Source organism: Streptomyces acidiscabies, assembly GCF_020010905.1.
In the GTDB taxonomy this organism is placed as follows: Bacteria; Actinomycetota; Actinomycetes; order Streptomycetales; family Streptomycetaceae; genus Streptomyces; species Streptomyces acidiscabies.
Map to the genome: position 1 here is coordinate 463,844 of NZ_JAGJBY010000001.1, position 20,772 is coordinate 484,615.

Annotated in this window: 22 protein-coding genes and 3 pseudogenes; 11 read left to right on the forward strand and 14 right to left on the reverse strand. The window is 69.0% G+C overall.

Annotation, left to right across the window (positions count from 1 at the left end; genetic code table 11):
• Nucleotides 1–28 precede the first annotated feature (28 nt).
• Genes J8M50_RS02125 through J8M50_RS02150 form a run of 6 tightly spaced genes read right to left on the reverse strand, consistent with a single transcriptional unit; the run spans nt 29 to nt 4,116 of the window.
• Nucleotides 29–760 carry a class E sortase gene (locus J8M50_RS02125; RefSeq protein WP_010350701.1) on the reverse strand — a complete coding sequence of 244 codons (732 nt, stop codon included), beginning with the start codon at nt 758–760 and terminating at the stop codon, nt 29–31.
• Nucleotides 761–772: 12 nt separating this feature from the next.
• Complete coding sequence (locus J8M50_RS02130) at nt 773–1,804, reverse strand: class E sortase (RefSeq protein WP_010350702.1); 1,032 nt, start codon at nt 1,802–1,804, stop codon at nt 773–775.
• Nucleotides 1,801–2,439 (reverse strand): aminodeoxychorismate/anthranilate synthase component II, encoded by a 639-nt coding sequence (locus J8M50_RS02135; RefSeq protein ID WP_010350703.1) that lies wholly within the window; start codon nt 2,437–2,439, stop codon nt 1,801–1,803. Before J8M50_RS02135 ends, J8M50_RS02130 begins: the two co-directional genes overlap by 4 nt.
• The gene (locus J8M50_RS02140) at nt 2,436–2,633 is read right to left on the reverse strand and encodes a hypothetical protein (RefSeq protein ID WP_029183411.1); all 198 of its coding nucleotides are present in this window, start codon (nt 2,631–2,633) and stop codon (nt 2,436–2,438) included. The genes J8M50_RS02135 and J8M50_RS02140 overlap by 4 nt, the downstream gene beginning before the upstream one ends.
• 16 nt (nt 2,634–2,649) lie before the next feature.
• The gene (locus J8M50_RS02145) at nt 2,650–3,315 is read right to left on the reverse strand and encodes a class E sortase (protein WP_010350705.1); all 666 of its coding nucleotides are present in this window, start codon (nt 3,313–3,315) and stop codon (nt 2,650–2,652) included.
• Nucleotides 3,316–3,327: 12 nt separating this feature from the next.
• On the reverse strand, nt 3,328–4,116 hold the full coding sequence (locus J8M50_RS02150; protein ID WP_075661420.1) for a DUF881 domain-containing protein: 789 nt from the start codon (nt 4,114–4,116) through the stop codon (nt 3,328–3,330).
• A gap of 94 nt (nt 4,117–4,210) precedes the next feature.
• On the opposite strand from J8M50_RS02150, the gene crgA reads away from it, so the two are divergent.
• Nucleotides 4,211–4,465, forward strand: coding sequence for a cell division protein CrgA (crgA, locus tag J8M50_RS02155; RefSeq protein WP_010350707.1), 255 nt, complete (start codon nt 4,211–4,213; stop codon nt 4,463–4,465).
• 269 nt (nt 4,466–4,734) lie between these two features.
• On the opposite strand, the gene J8M50_RS02160 is transcribed toward crgA, so the two are convergent.
• Nucleotides 4,735–5,631: a rhomboid family intramembrane serine protease gene (locus tag J8M50_RS02160; RefSeq protein WP_010350708.1), complete on the reverse strand. Its 897-nt coding sequence runs from the start codon at nt 5,629–5,631 to the stop codon at nt 4,735–4,737.
• A gap of 135 nt (nt 5,632–5,766) precedes the next feature.
• Nucleotides 5,767–6,282, reverse strand: a complete 516-nt coding sequence (locus J8M50_RS02165; protein WP_010350709.1) for a peptidylprolyl isomerase — start codon at nt 6,280–6,282, stop codon at nt 5,767–5,769.
• Nucleotides 6,283–6,687: 405 nt separating this feature from the next.
• Here J8M50_RS02165 and J8M50_RS02170 point away from each other — a divergent pair, with 405 nt between their 5' ends.
• Entirely contained in the window at nt 6,688–7,440 is a 753-nt protein-coding gene (locus J8M50_RS02170) for a DUF5324 family protein (protein ID WP_010350710.1), read from the forward strand.
• A 108-nt stretch (nt 7,441–7,548) separates the two neighbouring features.
• On the opposite strand, the gene J8M50_RS02175 is transcribed toward J8M50_RS02170, so the two are convergent.
• A complete protein-coding gene (locus tag J8M50_RS02175; protein ID WP_029183412.1) occupies nt 7,549–8,016 on the reverse strand; it encodes an NUDIX domain-containing protein in 468 nt (155 codons plus the stop codon).
• Between the two features lie 132 nt (nt 8,017–8,148).
• Between J8M50_RS02175 and J8M50_RS02180 the strand changes: the two genes are divergently transcribed.
• The 6 genes and pseudogenes from J8M50_RS02180 (at nt 8,149) to J8M50_RS02205 (ending at nt 13,718) form a co-directional block, all read left to right on the forward strand.
• Nucleotides 8,149–8,514 carry a hypothetical protein gene (locus J8M50_RS02180; RefSeq protein WP_010350712.1) on the forward strand — a complete coding sequence of 122 codons (366 nt, stop codon included), beginning with the start codon at nt 8,149–8,151 and terminating at the stop codon, nt 8,512–8,514.
• Nucleotides 8,515–8,840: 326 nt separating this feature from the next.
• Nucleotides 8,841–10,040, forward strand: a complete 1,200-nt coding sequence (locus J8M50_RS02185; protein WP_010350713.1) for a cation:proton antiporter — start codon at nt 8,841–8,843, stop codon at nt 10,038–10,040.
• Nucleotides 10,041–10,278: 238 nt separating this feature from the next.
• Nucleotides 10,279–11,361 carry a PucR family transcriptional regulator gene (locus J8M50_RS02190; RefSeq protein WP_075693058.1) on the forward strand — a complete coding sequence of 361 codons (1,083 nt, stop codon included), beginning with the start codon at nt 10,279–10,281 and terminating at the stop codon, nt 11,359–11,361.
• A gap of 148 nt (nt 11,362–11,509) precedes the next feature.
• The gene (locus tag J8M50_RS02195; RefSeq protein ID WP_010350715.1) at nt 11,510–11,920 is read left to right on the forward strand and encodes a hypothetical protein; all 411 of its coding nucleotides are present in this window, start codon (nt 11,510–11,512) and stop codon (nt 11,918–11,920) included.
• Nucleotides 11,921–12,084: 164 nt separating this feature from the next.
• Nucleotides 12,085–12,756, forward strand: a pseudogene (locus J8M50_RS02200) (L,D-transpeptidase); the annotation flags it as partial.
• An 89-nt stretch (nt 12,757–12,845) separates the two neighbouring features.
• A complete protein-coding gene (locus J8M50_RS02205) occupies nt 12,846–13,718 on the forward strand; it encodes a serine hydrolase (RefSeq protein ID WP_263303463.1) in 873 nt (290 codons plus the stop codon).
• Here the strand turns inward: J8M50_RS02205 and J8M50_RS02210 are convergent.
• From J8M50_RS02210 to J8M50_RS02215, 3 genes and pseudogenes are all read right to left on the reverse strand, one after another.
• Nucleotides 13,711–15,004, reverse strand: a pseudogene (locus tag J8M50_RS02210) (ISAs1-like element IS1629 family transposase). The gene J8M50_RS02205 and the pseudogene J8M50_RS02210 sit on opposite strands and share 8 nt — an antisense overlap.
• Nucleotides 15,005–15,155: 151 nt before the next feature.
• On the reverse strand, nt 15,156–15,278 hold the full coding sequence (locus J8M50_RS48985; protein ID WP_263303464.1) for a hypothetical protein: 123 nt from the start codon (nt 15,276–15,278) through the stop codon (nt 15,156–15,158).
• A 534-nt stretch (nt 15,279–15,812) separates the two neighbouring features.
• On the reverse strand, nt 15,813–16,199 hold the full coding sequence (locus J8M50_RS02215; RefSeq protein ID WP_141655530.1) for a hypothetical protein: 387 nt from the start codon (nt 16,197–16,199) through the stop codon (nt 15,813–15,815).
• A gap of 815 nt (nt 16,200–17,014) precedes the next feature.
• Here J8M50_RS02215 and J8M50_RS02220 point away from each other — a divergent pair.
• Nucleotides 17,015–17,242 carry a GntR family transcriptional regulator gene (locus tag J8M50_RS02220; RefSeq protein ID WP_050987124.1) on the forward strand — a complete coding sequence of 76 codons (228 nt, stop codon included), beginning with the start codon at nt 17,015–17,017 and terminating at the stop codon, nt 17,240–17,242.
• Between the two features lie 192 nt (nt 17,243–17,434).
• On the opposite strand, the gene J8M50_RS02225 is transcribed toward J8M50_RS02220, so the two are convergent.
• Entirely contained in the window at nt 17,435–17,968 is a 534-nt protein-coding gene (locus J8M50_RS02225; RefSeq protein WP_162138042.1) for a DUF6415 family natural product biosynthesis protein, read from the reverse strand.
• 264 nt (nt 17,969–18,232) lie between these two features.
• Between J8M50_RS02225 and J8M50_RS02230 the strand changes: the two genes are divergently transcribed.
• Nucleotides 18,233–19,105: a helix-turn-helix domain-containing protein gene (locus J8M50_RS02230; RefSeq protein ID WP_010350722.1), complete on the forward strand. Its 873-nt coding sequence runs from the start codon at nt 18,233–18,235 to the stop codon at nt 19,103–19,105.
• Nucleotides 19,102–19,326: a DUF397 domain-containing protein gene (locus tag J8M50_RS02235; protein WP_010350723.1), complete on the forward strand. Its 225-nt coding sequence runs from the start codon at nt 19,102–19,104 to the stop codon at nt 19,324–19,326. Before J8M50_RS02230 ends, J8M50_RS02235 begins: the two co-directional genes overlap by 4 nt.
• A 721-nt stretch (nt 19,327–20,047) precedes the next feature.
• Here J8M50_RS02235 and J8M50_RS02240 read toward each other — a convergent pair.
• Nucleotides 20,048–20,551, reverse strand: a pseudogene (locus J8M50_RS02240) (glycoside hydrolase family 6 protein); the annotation flags it as partial.
• Nucleotides 20,552–20,772 lie beyond the last annotated feature (221 nt).

Genomic DNA, 20,772 nt, shown 5'->3' on the forward strand with positions numbered 1-20,772 from the left:
TCCACAGAGGTGAGGTCCTTTAAGGACCTCACCTCAACTCCCTCGGCGGTGTCCTCTTCGCGTCCACCTTCTCCGTCCGCACCAGCTCGCCCCACACCACATACCGGTACCGGCTCGTATACACCGGCGTACAAGTCGTCAGCGTGATGTAGTGCCCCGCCTTCTCCGTCCCCGACTCCTTCGGGATCTGGGAGAGGACCTTGACGTTGTACTTCGAGGTCTCGGGAAGGACCGAGTAGACCTTGTAGACGAACCACGTGTCCCGCGTCTCGAAGACGATCGGGTCGCCGTTCTTCAGCTTGTCGATGTTGTGGAACTTCGCGCCGTGGCCGTCGCGGTGGGCGGCGAGGGTGAAGTTGCCCTGTTTGCCACCCGGAAGGGTCGCCTGGACGGGGTCGGTGTAGTAGCCGGCGACGCCTTCGTTCAGGACATCGGAGGACGTGCCCTTCTCGACCAGGACCTCGCCGTTCTTCATCGCGGGGACGTGGAGGAAGCCGATGCCGTCCTTCGTGTCGAGGGCGCCGGGCCCGGCCGGCTTGGACCAGGTGTCGCGGACCTTGTCGCCCTGTTTCGCGGCCTCCCGGTCGGCGATGACGTTGGTCCACCACAGGGAGTACGCGACGAAGAGCCCGAGGACGAGACCGGCGGTGATGAGGAGTTCGCCGAGGACGCTCACGGCGGTGGCGAGGCGCCCACCCTTGCGGCGGGGCGCGGGGGACCCGGTGTCCAGGGTGGTCGTCCCGTCGGTCGTCGCTGTCACGTCTGTCTGCCCCTACTCGACGAGCGCATCCGGCTTTCCCTTGCTGCGCGGCCGTTCCTCGACCATCTTGCCCCAGACGATCAACCTGTACTTACTGGTGAACTCCGGGGTACAGGTCGTGAGGGTGATGTAACGGCCGGGCTGGGTGAAGCCGGAACCGGGCGGAACAGCGTTGAGAACGCTGGTATTGCTGGGCGAGGTGACCGGCAGCATCGAGGCCATCTTGTAGACGAAGTACTCGTCCTGGGTCTCTACGACGATCGCGTCACCGGGCTGCAAACGGTTGATGTACCGGAACGGTTCGCCGTGGGTGTTGCGGTGTCCGGCGAGCCCGAAGTTCCCGGTCTTCGCGTCCGGCATCGGAGTGGCGAGGGTGCCTTCGCCGTAGTGCCCGACCATCCCCTTGTCGAGGACCTTCTTGTTGCTGACGCCCTCGGCGATGGGGACGACGACGTCGAGCTTGGGGATGTGGAGGAGGGCGAACCCCTGCCCGGCGGAGAACGTGCCGGGCGCGCCCTTGCCGCTGGCCCAGTCCTTCTGGAGCTGGTCGGCCTCGCTGCCCGCCTGCGCGTGCGCGCGGACGTTGGTCCACCAGAGCTGGTAGCCGACGAACAGGAGCATGAGGACGCCGGTGGTGATGAACATCTCGCCGAGCGCGCGGCTGGCGAGGACGGCGGGGCTGGGCTTGCGCGCCTTCGCCTGGCGGCGGGCCTCGACGCGGGACAGCGGGGCGCCGCCCTGGCCGAGCGGCCGGGACTCCTCCGCCGGTGCGGCGACGACACGCCCGCGGCGGCCCTTGGCGGCCTTCCTGCGGGCCGCGCGTCCCCCGAGGGGGGCGAGAGAGCCGGGTGCCGCCGCCATCCCCGCAGAAGCGGATATGGGCTCACCGCCGTGGGGCTGCTCGGGTATCCGCAGCGCGACGGTCTCCTCGTCGCGGGGACCGACGGGAACGCCGGAGCCGTACGTGGCGCCGGCGTCGTAGCTCTCTCCGCCGTACGCAGCACCCCCGTACGCCTCCTCGCGCTCCGGGCGCAGCGCGGTCACGCGGTGGCCCTGCCCACGACCGGCGCGAGGCCGGCCGATCTGGCGACGGCGTCCGTGTAGCCGCACTCCGCGAGCCAGTTGGCGAGCATGAGGTGGCCGTGCTCGGTGAGGACGGACTCGGGGTGGAACTGGACGCCCTCGACGGGGAGTTCGCGGTGGCGCAGGCCCATGATGATGCCGTCCTCGGTGCGCGCGGTGACTTCCAGCTCGGCGGGGACGGTCGTCGGCATCGCGGCGAGCGAGTGGTACCGGGTCGCGGTGAACGGCGAGGGCAGGCCGGCGAAGACGCCGCGGCCCTCGTGCTCGACGAGGGACGTCTTGCCGTGCAGCAGCTCGGGCGCGCGGTCGACGACGCCGCCGTACGCGACCTGCATGGACTGCATGCCGAGGCACACGCCGAAGACGGGGACGCCGGTCGCGGCGCAGTGCCGGACCATGTCGATGCAGACGCCGGCCTCCTCGGGCGTACCCGGGCCGGGCGAGAGCAGAACGCCGTCGAAGCCGTCCTGCGCGTGGGCCGTGGAGACCTCGTCGTTGCGCAGGACCTCGCACTCGGCGCCCAGCTGGTACAGGTACTGGACCAGGTTGAAGACGAAACTGTCGTAGTTGTCGACGACGAGAATGCGCGCGCTCACTGGTTGTCCACCGTCACATCGTTGAAGGGAAGCAGCGGTTCGGCCCACGGGAAGACGTACTGGAAGAGGACGTAGACGACAGCGAGGACCAGCACGATCGAGATCAGTGCCTTGATCAACGCATTGCCTGGCAGATGCCGCCAGATCCAGCCGTACATGCCGTCCCTTCCGTCGTACCACGGCACCAGACTCACGCCGTACCGCACCAGACTAACGGCGCAGCGCCGGGGGCCTGCCTTCGTCCACAGGCGTCGTGGAGTCCAGGTGCGCCCAGACGACGAGCCGGTGGCTGTGGCCCCACTCCGGATCGCACGTGGTCAGCGTGAGGTACCGGCCCGGCGCCGTGTACCCCGACTTACGTGGCACAGGGGCGATCACCTCAACGTCGGTGGGTACGGTTTTGTAGGGCCCTTTGTCGATCCGATACGTGAACCAGGTGGTCCCGTCGCTGACCACCACCGCGTCACCCCGGCGCAGCTCGGGAAAGTCCTTGAACGGATCTCCGTACGTCCGCCGGTGCCCCGCGACGGCGAAGTTCCCGACGCCCCCGAGAACGGCGGTGTCCGCGTAGTGCCCGAGCCCCTTCTTCAGGGTCCCGACGGCGGTCCCTTCGAGGACGGGCTTGTTCCACGTGAAACCAAGCCGGGGGATGTACATGACGGCGAAGGGCTTGGCGCTCCGGTAGGGGTACGAGGGGGTCGAGGCGACCGGCGCCGGGCTCGACCAGCTGTGCTCCAGCGCGTCGATCTGCGCGGCCATGTCGTGGTCGGCGCGGACGCCGGTCCAGTACAGGACGTAGACCACGAAGAGGACGATCACCGCGCCCACGGTCACGCACAGCTCGCTGACGGTCCTGACGATCCCCCGTAGCGGCACGGGACCCCCCGGTTACTCCACAGGCTCGGCGTAGTGCAGATCCACTGTGCCCGAGTAGCCGGGCAGCGTCACCGTGCCGTCGTCGGTGACTTTCCAGCCGAGGCCGTAGACGTCGACGTACACCCGGTAGTTCTGGATCGCCTTGGACGCGGCGAGGGCGTCCTTCAGCTTCCGGGGGTCGCCGACCGCCTGGATCTTGTACGGGGGCGAGTAGACGCGGCCCTGGAGGATCAGGGTGTTGCCGACGCAGCGGACGGCGCTGGTGGAGATGAGGCGCTGGTCCATCACCTTGATGCCCTGGGCGCCACCCTGCCAGAGCGCGTTGACGACGGCCTGGAGGTCCTGCTGGTGGATGACCAGGTAGTCGGGCTGGGGGGCGGGGTAGCCGGGGAGTTTCGCGGTGGCGTTCGGCGGGGCGTCGTTGAGGGTGACGGTGAGGGCCTTGCCCTTGATCTCCTGGGTGCCGGCGCTGTGCTCCAGCGCGGCGAGTTTCCGGTCCTCGGTGGTGGAGCGTCCGGCGTCCGACGCGGCGAGTCTCTCGACCTCCTCGCGGCGGCGCGCGTTGGACTCGTCGACCTCGCCGTTCTTGCGGCTGCGCTGCTGGATGAGGTCGGAGAGCTTGAGGAGCGAGGCGTCCGTACGGATGTCGGTGCCCTTGGCGGTGTCGAAGCTGGTGAAGAAGATCAGGCCCGCGAGAGCGAAGACTCCGGCCGTCAGAAGACGCATCGGACGGACACGAACGGTACGACCGGGGGCGGAACCCGTTGAACCCGTCCCGGGGGAGTCGGCAGAATTGCTCAACGTACCGTTATCTCCTTCGGCGGCGTGGAAGCACTACGCTAACCGACGCCCGGGGGAGCGCTCCGTGTCCCCCTTGCCAGCAGGAGAGACCCTCGTGCCGAAGTCACGCATCCGTAAGAAGGCCGACTACACGCCGCCCACGGCGAAGCAGGCGACCGCGATCAAGCTGACCAGCCGGGGGTGGGTGGCACCGGTCATGCTCGCGCTGTTCCTCATCGGGCTGGCCTGGATCGTCCTCTTCTACGTGACCGACGGGGACCTCCCCCTCGACGCGTTGGGCAACTGGAACATCGTGGTCGGGTTCGGGTTCATCGCCGCCGGGTTCGGTGTCTCGACGCAGTGGAAGTGACGGGGTCCTGGGCCTAGTACCGGAGTTTTCCCCAGGGCTGTTCGGGGAGTTATCCACAGGCCAGGGGTCGTTGTCCACACGGTGGGGAAAAAGAACGACGATCTGTGGATAACTCCCAGGACGTTGACGCCGGTACGACGAACCCACAACCCCTCGAAAACGCGTACGCCCCCTGCCTGACCTGCTAGAACGCCGGTCGGGGACAGGGGGCGAACTCGTTCTTCCACAGGGTGCGCAGAGTGTGCTACAGACTGTGGACAACTCTGGGCTCAGGTGAGCTGAGAGGTCCTCAAGAGGGTCACGATCACGACTGCGGCGAGGACCAGTGCACAGGTGCCGTACTGGACGATCGTGCGCTTCTCGCGGGGCGCGTAGACCATGCCCGCGCCGATGATCACACCGGCGACCAGACCGCCTACGTGGGCCTGCCAGGCGATGCCGCTCCAGCCGAACGTGATGATGAGGTTGATCACCAGGATGGCGATCATGGGGCGCATGTCGTAGCGCTGGCGGCGCATGAGGACGGCCATGGCGCCGAAGACGCCGAAGATCGCGCCGGAGGCGCCGAGGGATGCCTGGTTGGGTTCGGCGACGAGGTACGTGAGCGCGCTGCCCGCCAGCCCCGAGACGAAGAACAGGGCGAGATAGCGGGCCCGGCCCAGCGCCGCCTCCAGCGGACCGCCGATCCACCACAGGCTCAGCGCGTTGGAGAGGATGTGGATGATGCTCCCGTGCAGGAACATCGAGGTCAGCAGGCGGTACCACTGGCCTTCGGCGACGCCCTGGAGCTGGTCCCAGCCGAGCGCCGGCATGAGCGCGCGGCCGATCAGGTCGAACCGGTCGGTGAACTCGTCCCCCAGCGCCTGCTGGGCGAGGAACGCGACGGCGCAGATGCCGAGCAGGATCTTCGTCACCAGCCGGGGGTCCTCGGCGATGCTGCCGCCGGCGATCGTGCGCGGCCTGTTCGCGTCCGGCGCGTGGCCCGTACCCGAGCCGTTGCTCACGCACTCCGGGCACTGGAAGCCCACCGACGCGCTGACCATGCACTCCGGGCAGATCGGCCGCTCGCAGCGGGTGCAGCGCACGCCGGTCTCCCGGTCGGGGTGGCGGTAACACCCGGGCAGGCCGAGCGCCTCCTGACGTCCGCCGCCTTGCGCCTGGTCCACTGGTCCCCCTGGCTGGTCGTAGCTGGTCGTGAGTGGGTCGGTCGTGAGTGGGTCGTACACAACGCTTTGCCCCGCTCATCCTGTTTCACGGACGAGCGGGGCGAAAGGTTCCCCGGAAGGATCCCGGGGCCGGACTCAGCGCTGCTCTACGACGACGCTCTGAATGACGACGTCGTTCTTCGGGCGGTCGTTGCGGCCGGTGTCGACCTTGGCGATCGCGTCGACGACCTCGGTGCCCGCGATGACCTCACCGAAGATGGTGTGGCGGTTGTTCAGGTGCGGGGTGGGGCCGACGGTGACGAAGAACTGCGAGCCGTTGGTGCCCGGGCCGGCGTTGGCCATGGCCAGCAGGTACGGCTTGGAGAACTTCAGCTCCGGGTGGAACTCGTCCGCGAAGCGGTAGCCGGGGCCGCCGGTGCCGTTGCCCAGCGGGTCGCCGCCCTGGATCATGAAGCCGTCGATCACGCGGTGGAAGACCGTACCGTCGTACAGCTTGTCCGTGGTCTTCTGGCCGGTCGTCGGGTTGGTCCACTCCCGCGCGCCGGTGGCGAGTTCGACGAAGTTCGCGACCGTCTTGGGGGCGTGATCCGGGAAAAGCTTGATCACGATGTCGCCGTGGTTGGTCTTGAGGGTGGCGATGGTGTCGGCCACGGGTGTGCCTTTCGTCGACTGCCTTCTTAGAGCCGGTGTCACATCCCCGGTCGGATCAGCGCGCGTCGTCTGGTGCGTGCGATCGCAAGGCGCCGGAGCGTCCTCGTGGCGGAGCCACGTGGGCGGTTCGGCAACGCGGCGAGCGGGCGTGCCAGGCGGCGGGCGCCCGGCCGGGGATGTGACACCGGCTCTCTAACGCCCCGATCCTCCCACGGCCGCCCTTTGCCCGTCTCGTGGCGTCCTCCTGCGCGGGGAGCGGTTCCGTGGCATCGTCGACGGCATGCCCGATCGGCACCCGTATGCCCGCCTCCGCAGGCCCGGTCCCACCGGAACAGGCATGATCCTCAATTGGGTGGACAGCCGACAAACAGCGATGGAACGTACGCCACCGAGGAGGAGGAACCCGTGACCCGCATCGACAGCGTGCGCGCCGCGACCGGCTCGGCGAAGGACAGCGTCCTGCACGCCGCGGAAGTGGTGGCGCCCTACGCCGACACGGCGAAGGAAAAGGCCGCGCACTACGCGCAGGAGGCGCGGGTACGGCTCGCGCCCAAGGTGTCCCAGGCCGCCGAACTGCTCGCGCCGAAAGTGTCCCAGGCCGCCGAGCAGGCCCGGGTCCAGTACGACGCGCATCTCGCGCCGCGCCTCGAACAGGCGCGGACCCATGTCCCGCCGAAGGTGGACCACGCGGCGCACGAGGCGGCGCTCCGTACGCGGGTCGCCGCGCGGCAGGCCGCGGAGTACTCGCGTCAGGCCGCCGACTACTCGCGTCCGCGCCTCGAACAGGCGGTGGCCGCGGCGGGGCCCGTCCGGGACGAGGCGGCGTCTCGCGGCGCCGCCGCCCTTGCCGCCCTGCGCGGTCAGGTGACCCCGGCGCAGATCGACCGCCTGGTCCGCGCCAACCGCCGCCGCGCCCGCGCGGGACGTGCCGTCAAGGGGCTCGCGGTTCTCGGCGTCCTCGCCGGGGGCACGTACGCCGCCTGGCGCTGGTGGGAGCGGCAGGCCAACCCCGATTGGCTGGTCGAGCCCCCGGCCGCGACGGAGGTTCCGGCGGCGGGTGGGTTGAAGTCGGTGGACAACACCGGGCTCGATCCTGAGGTCGAGGCGAAGGAAGCCGAGGCCGCGCAGGCTGAGACTCAGCAGAAGAAGCACGGCTGACCTAGCTGGGCGGAACGGTGGGTCGGACGGAATGGTGGGGCTGGCGACATGATCAAGTCGCCATCCCCACCGCCATGTTTCACGTGAAACCAGGGTCAGGCCACAGGATCAGGCCCTCCCCGCAGACGGCTCCGTGCTCCTGATCAGCTCCCGGTGGGAGTCCTGCATCGCCGTCGGCAGTTCGTCCGGGTCGAACCAGCGGGCTTCCAGGATCTCGAACGGGTCGATCTTCAGCGTGCCGCCGGTGTGCCGGGCCTCGTACGCCACCTCCAGCCGGAGCCGGTAGCCGCTGGTCAGCTTCAGCAGGCGCCCCGGTACGACGTCCAGCCCGGTCTCCTCCTTCACCTCCCGCACGACGGTCAGCGGGAACTCCTCCCCCTTGTTCGCACAGCCGGTGGGCAGGCCCCAAGGCCGTTCCGGGTGCCACAGCCGATGCTTGAGCAGAAGCACCTGCCCCGCGTCGTTCCGCACGACCCCCGTCACCCCGACCATGAACTTGGCATGGGCGAGCCACAGGATCCGCCACTGCCAAGATCCTCGAATGAGCCGCCACAGGCGGGCGACGAGTCGCTTCACGGGGTGCCTTCCGTCCCGGTTCCCGGGCACGCCGACCACGCACCCACGCCGATCACCCCAACTCTGCCAGCCTCAGGGGTGGTTCATCCGCACTACGGTGGTCGAGCGACGTCTCGGGAAGCGGGGGAATCCATGCACGACCACCAGCAACCGGTGTCCTGGGGCGAGGCAGCTTTCGTGACCCTCGCCGGGTTCGCCGTCATCGCGGTGACCGCCGGAATCCTGAGCCTGGTCGGCGAGGAGACCGGCATGCTCGCCTACCCCGTGTTGCTGCTGCTGGTGCAGTGGTTCTTCGCGCGGCACAGGTTCTGGGGAGCCGCGGTGGCGGCGGGGGTTGCCGGGGTGGTCGTCATGGTTGTGCTCCTCGAACCCCTGCGGGACCAGTTCGGCAGATCGTTCGCGGATTCCCTCACCCTCGCATCAGGCCTGCTCAGCGCCATGATCGCGTTCAAGCTGACCACCCGCCCCCGCAGGCGCAAGCTCACCCTCCCCCGCTGAACTTGCCGCGCGGCAAGGAGAGATACGGTAAAGTTCTTTACCGAATACTTACGAACGTCGGGGAGAGGGGGCGTACCCATGTACCAGGGCATCCGTGCCGTACGTGTCGACAACGCCGCCCGCGACGGCGTTCCTGATACCGGCCGCAGCTTCTAACGCTGCCCGCCCCCCGGCCCGACGTACCGCTCACCGCGTACCAACCTCGGGCCCGCCGACAACACCCCATCACCTTCACGTACGTACGACGCGCGCGCCCGCCTCCGGGACGGCGCCGCGTCGGCACAGACGCCCGCGACCTGAACCGAATCGACGGAGGTCAGACGCCCGTGCACGACACGACCGCCATGCTCATCGAACTCGGGGCGATCATTCTCGCCCTGGGCCTGCTCGGACGCCTCGCCGGGCGGATCGGGTTCTCGCCGATCCCCCTCTACCTGCTCGGCGGACTCGCCTTCGGGCAGGGCGGGTTGCTGTCGCTGGAGGCGAGCGAGGGGTTCATCGCGACCGGCGCCGAGATCGGCGTGATCCTGTTGCTGCTCATGCTGGGACTGGAGTACAGCGCGTCCGATCTGGTCACCACGTTGAAGACCCAATACCCGTCCGGCGCCGTCGACTTCGTGCTCAACGCGACGCCGGGCGCGGTGCTGGCGCTGCTCCTCGGCTGGGGCCCCGTCGCGGCGGTCGCCCTTGCCGGTGTCACCTGGATCTCGTCGTCCGGCGTCATAGCGAAGGTCCTCGGCGAACTGCGCCGCCTGGGCAACCGCGAGACCCCGGTCGTCCTCGGGATACTGGTACTGGAGGACCTCGCGATGGCGGTCTACCTCCCGATCCTCACGGCCGTCCTCGCCGGCGTCAGCCTCGCGGGCGGCGCGCTCACGCTGCTGATCTCGCTGGGTACGGTCGGGGCGGTGCTGTACGTCGCGCTGCGCCACGGGCGTCTCGTCAGCCGCGCGGTCGCCTCCGACAGCGCCGAGCTGCTGCTGCTCGTCGTCCTCGGCCTGACCCTGCTGGTCGCCGGGATCGCGCAGCAGCTCCAAGTGTCCGCCGCCGTAGGGGCGTTCCTCGTGGGGATCGCGCTGTCGGGGGAGGTCGCGGAGGGCGCGGGCAACCTCATCACCCCGCTCCGTGACCTCTTCGCCGCCGTCTTCTTCGTCTTCTTCGGCCTGCACACGGACCCCTCGGCGATCCCGCCGGTACTGGTACCCGCGCTCGCGCTCGCGCTGGTCACCACCGGTACGAAGATCGCCACCGGCTACTGGGCCGCCCGCCGCGCGGGCATCTCCGTCCCCGGACGCTGGCGGGCCGGTGGAGTCCTCGTCGCACGCGGCGAGTTCTCCATCGTCATCGCGGGCCTCGCGGTCGGGGTGGAACCCCGCATCGGGCCTCTGGCCACGGCGTACGTCCTGATCCTGGTCCTTCTCGGCCCGCTCACCGCGCGCTGGACGGAACCTCTGGCGCGGCGCCTGACGCGGACGGCGGCGGTGGGGCGTGCGCGGCAGAGGGAGGCGGCGCATGCGGGTGGGTGAGACGGCGGGTACGGCGACGAGGGCGGGGAGGGCGACGATGGGCGGGGCGGACGCGAAGGCGGGGGCGCGGCGGACGACGACGGGCGGGACCGGCGTGAGGGGAGCCTCGTCGGGGGCGGGCGTGCTCGCGGCCGAAGCCACCCGCATCCGCCGACCGCGTCCCGGCGGCGACCTCGGCCGCACCGGGCGGAGCCCTCTGCATCCGTACGCCCCCGCCGAGCGTCGTACGCAGCAGGCGATGAGAGAGGGGGCGTACGGCGTGGAGGGGGACGGGGGGACGGCCGTGTTCGTCGAGGGGTTCGCGGAGATCCTCGCGGACGCGGTGAGCACCGGACGGCGGCTGACGCGCGGGGAGTTGGAGTCGCGGCGGGCGCTGGGGGCGCGCGCGGCGGAGGCCGGGGTGGCGTGGCGACCGCTGGTGCGGGCCTACTTGAGCGCGGGGCGGGAACACCGGCCCGCCGACGCCGACTTGGACGACGTACTCGGCGTCCTCGAACAGGCCGTCGACGCGTTCTCCGACGGGTACGAGCGGGCCCAACGGCTCGTCGTGCGCCAAGAGGAGTCCGCCCGGCGGGAGTTCATCGACGACCTGCTCGCCGGCCACGGCGACCCGGGCCAACTCGCCGCCCGCTCCGAGCGGTTCGGGCTGCGCCTCTCGCGCGCGCACGCGGTCGCCGTGGCGGCGGGACCGGAGGCGTACGACGAGTCCGACTCCGTACCCCGGCAGGTGGCCGCCGAGTTGTTCACCCGCTTCGAGAACCGGCGCATCCTGTTCACCACCAAGGACGGCCGGATGGTGTGCGTCGCGCCGGGCGACCAGGAGGACGTACTCGTCCACTTCGCGAAGCTCGTCCACGCGGTGACCGGCGGCGCCGGGCAGGTCGCGGTGGGGCGGACGCGTACGGGGGCGGTGGGCATCGGGCATTCGTACGAGGAGTCCCTCAATGCGCTCGATGTCGCTCAACGCATGGGATTCGACGACCCGTTGCTGCGCGCCGCCGATCTCCTCGTCTTCCCCGTGCTCGCGCGCGACCGGCAGGCACTGATGGATCTCGTGCACCACACGCTGGCCGCGCTGGAACAGGCGCGCGGCGGGGCGCAGCCGCTGTTGGACACGCTGACCGTGTACTTCGACACGGGGTGCGTCGCCGCCGCTGCCGCGCGTGAACTCTCCCTGAGCGTACGGGCGTTGACGTACCGGCTCGAACGCATCCACACCCTCACCGGCGTCGACCCCGCCGACCCCGCGCACCGTTATGCCCTCCAAACCGCCGTCATCGGGGCGAGGTTGCTCAACTGGCCGTCCAGACCGCTGAGCTGAGCGCCGGGTGGGAGAATTCCGGGGGTCTCGCGCGGAGTTGTGCGGGGCCGGGGTCTCGCGCTGCGTAAGGCGGGGCCAGGGTCTCGCGCGGCACAGGGCGGGACGGGTTCCCGCGCGGCGTAGGGCGGGACGGAGGAGGAGCGTCGACATGATCGAGTGGAGCGACTTCGGTACGGGCGGCGTACGGCCCGTACCCCAACCGGTGGCCACGCCCCTGGTCTGGGCGGGCGCCTTCGCCGGAGCGCTCCTGCTGGTCGGCGTCCTCAACACGACCGTCGGCATGGACCGCCCGCACCTCGCGCTCCTCGCGCTGTCCGCACTCGCCGCGGTCCTCGGGCTGTGCGCCCGCTTCACGGCTGCGCCGGGGACGGCCGCCCTGTGCTGGCTCTTCCTCAACGGCTTCGCCATCCCGCCCGCGGGCACCCTGACCTGGGCGGTCTCGCGGGACGCGCTGTGGCTGGCGTGTCTGCTGGGCGCGGCGCTGGCGGGGACGGCGCTGGCTCGGGTGGTGGACGCGCGGGCGGCTTACCGGCGGGTTTCGGGGGGCTGGGAGGAGTGAGGGTCTGACGGCTGAAGAGACGAACTGTGGCGTTTTCTCGCAGGTGTCATCCGTCTGCCGTCGGGGTGGCCTCCGCCGATCGGGGGTAAAGCGGGGGGTTGCGGCGTGGGGGTTTGGGGTGGGTGGGAGGGATGCGGTAGGGGCCGCGTTCTAGGAGGTGCTGGATGAGGCAGAGCGGGCGGTGGGTGTCCGGGGTGGTGGGGGTTTTGTGTGCCGTGGGGGTGGTGGCGGCTCCTGCGGGGGCTGCGCCTGCTGTTTGTGCTGCTGGTACTGGGCCCTATCAGCGGCAGCTTGAGCGGCATTTGGGGTTGGTGGTGGATGGGATTCAGTCCTTGGGGGACTGTCGGGCTATTCGGGGGTTTCAGGGGAGGAATGGGGTTACGCCGGCCGATGGGTATGCCGGGTTGGGGACTTATCGGATGGTGCTGGTTGTGGAGGCTGCTCGGAATCCTAATGTCGGGGGGAAGTGCCCGGTGCGGGAGTACCGGGTTGCTTGTGTTGATCTGACTCGGCAGTTGATGTGGGTGCAGAGTGGGAAGCGGGTTGTTTATAAGCCTGTTCCTGTGCGGTCGGGGAGAGATGGGTATGAGACTCGGGTGGGGTGGCATCGGGTTTATTGGCGGGATCGGGATCATTATTCCAGTCTTTATGATGGGGCCCCTATGCCGTATTCTCAGTTCTTTGATGGGGGGCAGGCGTTTCATGGGACCTATGGGGATCTTTTTGCCGGGGGGTCTCATGGGTGTGTGAATCTGCGGCTTGCTGATGCTCGGCGGTTGTGGGGTGTGCTGGCGTTGGAGGATGCCGTTTTTGTTTACGGTGTGAAGCCTGGGACCGCGCGGAGCGTGCCGTATGTGGCGCCAGTGCCTAGTGGGGATCCCGCGCCTGTCACCGAGGTCGGGCCGCCGCCGAATCCTGATCCTGAATGAGGGGGCGGGTGTGGTGGGCGCAGGTCTTGTGCGTGTGTCTGGTGGTGCTGGGCGGGGCCGGGGAGGCGGGGGCTGCGGCCGGGGTGAGTTGTACGTCGGGGAAGAAGGGGCTCGCGGCGAAGGTGCGCGCGGGGATCGTGGAGGCGTTGGAGGGGCGGCGGGGGACGGTCGCCGTGGTGGTGCACGATCGGGGGAGCCGGACGTGGTGTGCGCTGCGGAGTGCGTACGCGTTCGACGCGGCGAGTGTGGTGAAGGTGACGGTGCTCGGGGCGTTGTTGTGGGACGCGCAGAGGGATGAGCGGGGGCTCACGGAGAGGGAGAAGGAGCTGGCCGCCTCGATGATTACGCGGTCGGGGAATTCGGCGACGAATGTGTTGTGGAATCAGCTTGGGGTGCAGAAAGTACGAGGGTTTCTCAAGGCGGCGAAGATGACGCAGACCGAGCCGAATCCGTACGGGTACTGGGGGTTGACGCAGATTACGGCGCGGGATCAGCAGAGGTTGACGGGGCTGTTGGTTCAGGAGAACGACGTACTGGACGCTGCCTCACGGTCGTACATGCTGGAATTGATGGGGAAGGTGGTGAAATCTCAGAGGTGGGGGGTCAGTAAAGGGGCGCCTGGGTCCGTGCGGGTTCATATTAAGAACGGGTGGCTTCAGCGGGCCAGTCTGGGGTGGCGGGTGCATAGCAGTGGGGTGTTTGTCGGGGGTGGGCAGACGTACAGCATTACGGTGTTCACTCATGGGAATGCGAGTATGAAATACGGGGTCGCCACTATCGAGCGGGTCGCTCGGGCCGTGCATGCGGTGTTGGGCGGGCCGGGGTCAGGGCCCCGGCGTTTGCCCGGGTCGTCCGGTTTGATCATGTGATGCCGTAGAGGCTGAGGACGAGGGTGCGTTCGGTGTGGGCTCGGCGGCGGCGGCGGTGTTGACGTACCCGGCAAGCTTGAGCGCACCGCGGATCAGGTCGCGGACGGCGGCGAGGACTGAGGGCGTGTTGTGGGTCCTGACCTGGGACTTGTCCTCGTTGAAGGTCACATCCCGACACCAGTGGACGGTGTTCTCCACGGTCCAGTGCCCGCGAGCCCATGAAGCGATCTCGGCGGCACTCGCTTCCTCGGCGGGCAGGTCGGTGATGGCGTAGACGGTCTCGCTGGACCACTTCTTCGCTCCGTAGAGACGGCGTCTGCGCTGGATGCGCAGGACCTGGGCCGCGTGGGGAAAGAGCAGGCCGTTGACGGTGACGACCTGGACGAGACGCTGTTCGTGGCGGCCGTGGCCGCGGGCGTCGTCACGGTGGATGACGGGGATCTCCTTCCAGGGCAGGGCGTGGAGCTGACGGGCTTGGCCGCGCTGGTTGTTCTTGATGGTCAGCAGGTAGTGGGCGCCGCGTTCGTGCAGGTAGGTGGCGTGGTCGCGTTGGGCGTGGAGGGCGTCGGCGGTGACGACGGCCCCTTGAGATCGGCGTCGTCGAGCTGGTCGAGCAGGGGTTGGAACTCGGGGATTTCGTTGGTCTTCGCGCCGATCTCGCGGGAGGCGAGGGTGATGCCGTCGCCGTGCCGGACGGCGGAGAGCACGAAGACGCGGCTGCCGTCCGGGCGCTTCGCACTGCGCAGGCACTTGCCGTCCACCGCGATGGCCCGGCGCCGGGAGCGCACCGGTTCGGCGCGGGCGGCCGCCCGGTGGGCGCGGCGCTGTTCGCGTTCGATGCCGCCGTCGGGCATGAGCGGCTCGGGAGAGTGGGACACCGTGGACAGCAGGGGCCGCAGGTGGTCGTAGCCGGCCGCGCTGACCTCACCGGGATCGAGCCGCCCCAGAACGGTGCGCAAGGTCTTCTCGCTCGGGATCCGGTAGCGGCCGCGCAACGGATGGTAGGGCAGACCGAAAGCGGCCAGTTCCTCAGGCGTCGCACGTCGGCACCACTCCGCCGCCGCGGTGATGGAGTCATGGCCCGCCGGGGTCATCGCACAGACCACCAGGGCCAGCAGCGAGGAGACCCGGTAGCGCACCCGCACGCCCCGCGAGGATCGGTGACCGACTCGAACTCGGCAACCAGGCCGCGGACTTTGGTCTCGCGCGGCATCCGAGCCGAGGGCCTCCAGGCGGGGCGCCGGAGAGACGGGAACGACGGCAGGGGATGATGGAGGAACGAACACGGCACCTTCGTGGATCTTGCAGCGTAGAGAACTCCATGATCCACAGGTGCCGTGTTCATCTGCTTCCGAGGCCCGCCAGCATGATCAACCGGCCCAGGCCGGGGCGATCCGGGCAAACGCCGGGGCCCTGGGGCCGGGGTAGCTGGGCGGGTCACCTGGTGACGTGCCACCACTGGTCGGCGTACTGCTCTCCGCACGAGATCTGGGCCGTGGGGCTGTTCTGGTCGGTTCCCTGGGCCATCAGGCATTTCGCGTTGGCCGTGTTGCGGAGCATGAAGTGGCCTGCTCTGTCGCCGGTTCCCCAGAGGACTTGCCAGTGGGCGTTCGGGCTTGTGGTGCAGGGGAGTTGGGGGACCGGGGCGGAGTTTTCCGTGCCGGTGGGTTAGGCAGCGGGTGCTGTGGTTGTTGCGTAGGGCTCGGGCCTCGCTGTTGTCGTGTCCTGTGGGGAGGGTCCAGGTGCGGTCGGGGGTTTTCGTGCAGGTTGCCAGGACGGGGACCAGGCCGGGGGCTGTGCCGGGGGCTCGTAGGCAGAGGCCGCTGTCGTCGTTCACCAAGTTGCCGGTGAGGGTTGTGTCCGTGCGGGTCGTCTCTGTCGCCGAACTCGTCGATGTGTCCGGGGTGTTGGCGGGTGTGTCCTTCTTGCCTGAGCCGCCGCTCAGTAGGACTACCGCCAGGGTTGTGCCGAAGACTATGCCTACGACGCAGGCCGCGAGGATCGTCATGCGGTTGTCGTGGACGTTGATCTGGAGGTTGCCTGAGCCTTCCTGGATGGCTCCTGGGCCGTGGAAGGTGCTCTTTCTTCGCCGGTTCACTGATGCGGACCGAACCTGTTCACCTGGATGTTGTCGTTGCCGTGCTGGATGGCGGTGTTGCCCAGGAAGAGGTTGCCGTGGATTCCGGGGTTGTTGAACTCTCGCACCAGAGCCTTTAGTTGGGCTTCCAGGGCGGCTCGCTCTGCCGGGGGCAGGTCCTCCAGTAGGTCTTCTGTTCGCGTGCGCCAGGCTGCTGCCGTTTCCTCTCCTCTCCCCGCTGTGCGGTCGAGGCGTTCCCTTTGTGCCGCTTCTCGCTCTGCGTTGCCTCGGCCCAGGGTGCTTGCCAGGCGGTCCCTGAATGTCGTCCATGCGTCTGTTCCGGCGGCCTGGGCGACTGCTGTTCCCACGGATGCGGCTAGGGCCAGGGTTGCTTCGTCCAGCATGACGTTCCCCTTCGTCGTGGGCGTCAACGGTAGTCCTGTGTGGGGGGTGATGGGAGCGGAACGGGGGCTGGATGTTGGGGAGTTCGTTGTGTCGGTGGGTTGGGGGCGTTCTGCGTGATTTACCAGGTCAGGGTGGTTGTCAGTTGGCGTCTGCGGTGGGTGTTCGGGGAGTGGGGGCGGTGAGGGCTTGGGGTGGGTCGGGGGTGCCGGGGTGCGGCGAGCCCGTCGCGGACGGTGTTGGCCAGTGGGGTAGATCGAGCCGTGCGCTGCTGTCTTCGTAAGCGACGGGCTGCGCCGCACCCCCGGCACCCCGCTTCCCGCCGTACGCGACTCACCCGCCATGCCGGTGCGGCGGGGCGAGCCCGCCGATTGCGGCTCTCCCGCCGTACAGGTCAGGCGGGGACGGGCTCTCCGTTCGCGACTCTCCCGCCGTGCGGGGGGGCGCCGATACGGGGATGGCATCCGCACGAAAGTGGCCACCGAGGGTCGTGCGGCACGCGGGGTCAGGGGGGCGGCACCGTGTCGGAACACGACTCTGGGGACGTACGGTTCGGTACGCGTTGGGGGCGTCTCGGGGTTGAGGTTGTTCGATATCGCGTCCGCGCGGGGTTCTGGCGATGCACTATGAGGGGCGATGGCATCTTCAGGGAGGGACAGCGAGGGAGAAATATCCGTTTCTCTGGAAGTAACGGATTCCGGGCTGACGGCGGAGTAAAGCACCAGGTCGGGGTCTGTGGTCCCCGCGCGTGCGGGGGTGGTCCCAGGTCCAGCTGCCACCCGCCGTTCATCCGGGCGTGGTCCCCGCGCGTGCGGGGGTGGTCCCGAGCCGGCGACCTACACCCCGCCGCCGTTCCCGTGGTCCCCGCGCGTGCGGGGGTGAGTATCCGCCTCGCTTCCAGTTGTCCGAGGTCCGGTTGGCGGAGGAGTTCGGGGTGAACCGGGACACCGTGCGGAACGCGACGCGGTCGTTGCGGGAGAAGGGGTGGATCACGACGACTCCGGCGTTGGGGTCGTTCGTGGCGGATGAGCGGCCGAGGGGCTGAGCTTGGGGTGGGTTGCCCCGTCCGTATGCCGTGGGGGCGGCGTACGGACGGGGCGGGGAGGGCACGGTGAGCTGCTGTCCGCCGTGCCGTGGATTCAGGGAGGCGGCGGGCCGTTCGAGGCGATCCCCCAGACCAGCGCCGACGCCATCGACAGCAGGACCGTGACGTAGGCGATCGTGCGCCAGCGGTCGTTCACGGGGTCGCCCTCGGGATCAGCTCCTCGTAGTGCTCGCACAGGGCGTTCAGGGAGTGGGCCAGGCGCAGGGCCCTGCGGTACTCGCCCTGCGGGTGCGGACCGGTGCCGAGCTTCTGGCGGGCCTCACCGATACAGGCCAGGCAGCAGTAACGCAGGACGCTGTCCTTGCCGAGCTTCAGGGCGGCTGCCTCGACCTCCGGGAGGAGGAGGTGGAGGTGGCCGCGGAGGGTTTCGATCAGGGTGGGGAGGTCCGGGGGCGGGGGCGTTGCCGGGTTGCCCTTGTCGTCGAGGAGCCTCGCCAGGGTCGTACGCATGGTCGTCAGGTCCGGCGGGGTGGTGCAGCGGGGGCAGGCGCAGGGGGCGGTTCGGGTGGGGAAGAGGGGCGGGGGGTTCTTGGGGTCGATGCGGAAGGTGCGGGGGCCCTGGTCTTCGGTGACCGTGCCGTGGCGGTCGACCTTGTAGACGTGGAGGGTCAGGCCGGGGTGCGGAGGGCGGGGGCCGTCCGGGGGCTCGGCGGTACGGTTGGGCATGTTGGCGTGGCCCTTTCGGTACGGGAGGAAGGCGTCGACCACGCCCCGGGGCCGTCGCGAGCGGTCGCCGGGGTTTTGTGGTCGGGTGCGGAACAACGGTCCTCGGTGTGCTGTCGGGTGCGCAATAGAATCTGCTTCGATTCAGCCCTGCCGAGAAAAATGGCAATTGCCAAAGCGAACGCATGGCTTCCGTGGCGCCCGACTGGCTGCCACGCTGTGCACATCGCGGGTCACCGTGAGCGCATACGCGAGAACGGAGAGCACATGGCCGCTCGGCCACAGCCAACCGCCCGGCGTATCGGTCTCGGCCACGAGCTGAGGCAGCTACGCAAGGAGGCTGGTCTGACCCTTGCTCAGGCTGTCGATGGACTGAGTTGTGACGAGAGCACGCTCCAGCGCGTCGAGACCGGCTGGAAGTCCTTCCGGCAGGCAGGCCACCTGCGGGAATTGCTGGAGCGGTACGGCATCACGGACGACAGGCAGGTCGACAGGCTGATCGTCCTCCAGCGTGAGTCGTCCAGCCGCGAGTGGTGGTCGGACGGCAGCACGAACATGCTGTCGGGAATGCCGAGGTTTCTGGGCATCGAGGCGGCGGCGCGTGAGATCCGGACCTTCCACCCGCAGGTCGTCCCTGGCCTCATCCAGAGCCATTCATACGCGCAGGCCGTACATGAACTACACAAGCCCATCGACGAGATGACGACCGAGTTCGTGCAGCAGAGCGTGCACATGCGCATGAAGCGGCAGGAGGCGCTGACCCGGAGCGACAGCCCCGTGAAGCTCTGGGCCATCCTCCACGAACCGGCCCTGCGCTATCCCGTGGGCGGTGCGGATGTCATGCGTGACCAGTACGAACAGCTCCTGAGCCTGGAGGAGTTGGAGAACGTCACACTGCAGGTGCTTCCGCAAGGCGAGCCCGGGTACGTAGCGTTTCACGACATCAGCATCATGATCCTGAGCGAAGGGCTGCCGACGACCATCCAGAGCGACACAGCGATGCGCACCGTCGCCGTCTCCGACAAGCCTCGCGAAGTGAACCGGTTCTCCCGGATGTTCGACGCGATGGCCTCGAACGCGCTTCCCCCTCGGGACACCCCGAAGTTTCTGCACCGACTAGCACGAGAGAGCGCAGCATGAACCGCCACCCCATCACGGTCAAAGCATCCAGCCTGGCAGGAGTGGCCTGGGTGAAGTCCTCCTACAGCAACGGCGGCGGCAACTGCGTAGAAGCCACCCCCCTCCCCACCGCCATCGCCCTCCGCGACTCCAAGAACCCCGACGGCCCGGCTCTCCTGATGCCGCCCGCCGCCTTCCGCACCTTCCTCACCGGCGTCCGCGACGGCCGCTTCTCCGCCTGACGCCTCTCGCGTCACGGGGTCCTGAGCCGTCGAGCGACCCGGCCCAGGACCCCGCCCCCGAGCAGGACCGCGCGGCGGACGCGGAACTCGCGCGCCGGCTTGGTGGTGCGGGGTGAACTCTGGTGTGTACGGGGCTGAGGTTCACGTGGGGGTGCAACCGTCCAACTGACGGCAGGGGATGGGCGGGGGCCGAGGGTCTGGGCCTCGTGCGGGGTTCGTCGCCGGTACGGGGATGGCATCCACGCGAAAGCGGCCACCGGGGGTTCGTGGGGCACGCGGGGTCAGGGGCCGGAGCACGAGTCTGGGAGCGTACGGTTCGGGACGCGTTGGGGGCGTCTCGGGGTAGGGGTTGTGCGGTATCGCGTCCGCGCGAGGTTCTGGCGGTGCACTATGAGGGGCGATGGCATCTTCAGGGAGGGACAGCGAGGGATAAATGTCCGCTTCTCTGGAAGTGACGGATTCCGGGCTGCCGGCGGAGTAAAGCATCAGGTCGGGGTCTGTGGTCCCCGCGCGTGCGGGGGTGGTCCCGTGGCGGTCGTGACCGCCCCTGTCCTCGCCCTGTAATCCCCGCGCGTGCGGGGATGTTCCCGGAGCCTGGCTTCAGCAGTGGTCCCCGCCCGCGCGGGAATACCCCCTACCCCGCCAACCCCACCGCATACTCCCCCCACCAAACCCCCGCCCCCGGCCCACCCCGACACCCCCCGTCCGACTCCCCCGGCCTCTAGATCCACAGGTACGCATCCACATCCGCCTCCCCCGTGTCCGCAGTCGGAGGCACCCCCAACGCCCGCCCCGGCGGATTGCACCACGCGTCCGGGCCCGCGTACGGGCCGTTGCCGTTGCGGCTTGTGTCGATCACGAAGTGGGGGGTGCCGCCCAGGGTGTTGGACAGGCGGCGGGCGTACGTCAGGACTGTCGGTGTCGTGTGGAAGTTGGAGACGTTTAGAGAGAAGCCGTCCGCTCGTGAGATCCCCGCTTGGTTCAACGCCCTTGCCAGCCACGGCAGGTCGGTGATCCAGACCGGGTGGCCGGCGTCCAGGTAGACCCGTGTGCCGGTGTGGGATTTCAGGCGGTACACGGCGTACGAGAGGAGCGCCAGGCGTTCCTTCAGGCTGGCCGCCTTGCAGCCGGACAGCGCTTGAGGCACCGCGTCCGGTTCCAGGATTACCCAGGCGGCCCGGTCGGCCAGGCCCTCCGCGAAGGAGTCGATGTACGTCCGGTAGTCGGTCGCGCCCCCGGACTAGAAGGAGCCGCAGTCCCGGTTCGGGATGTTGTACGCGACCAGAATCGCGAACCGGACCGAAGCCGACGCCGCAGAGGTCAGTCTCCGGGCCGGGGTTGGAGTCCGTCAGCCAACTCGCCTGCGGATCATGGGAGATGCGTTCGATGCGTGCCGCGTCGGCCAGGCGACCGGCCTCGCGGAACTCAACTACCTGGCGGGCCGCC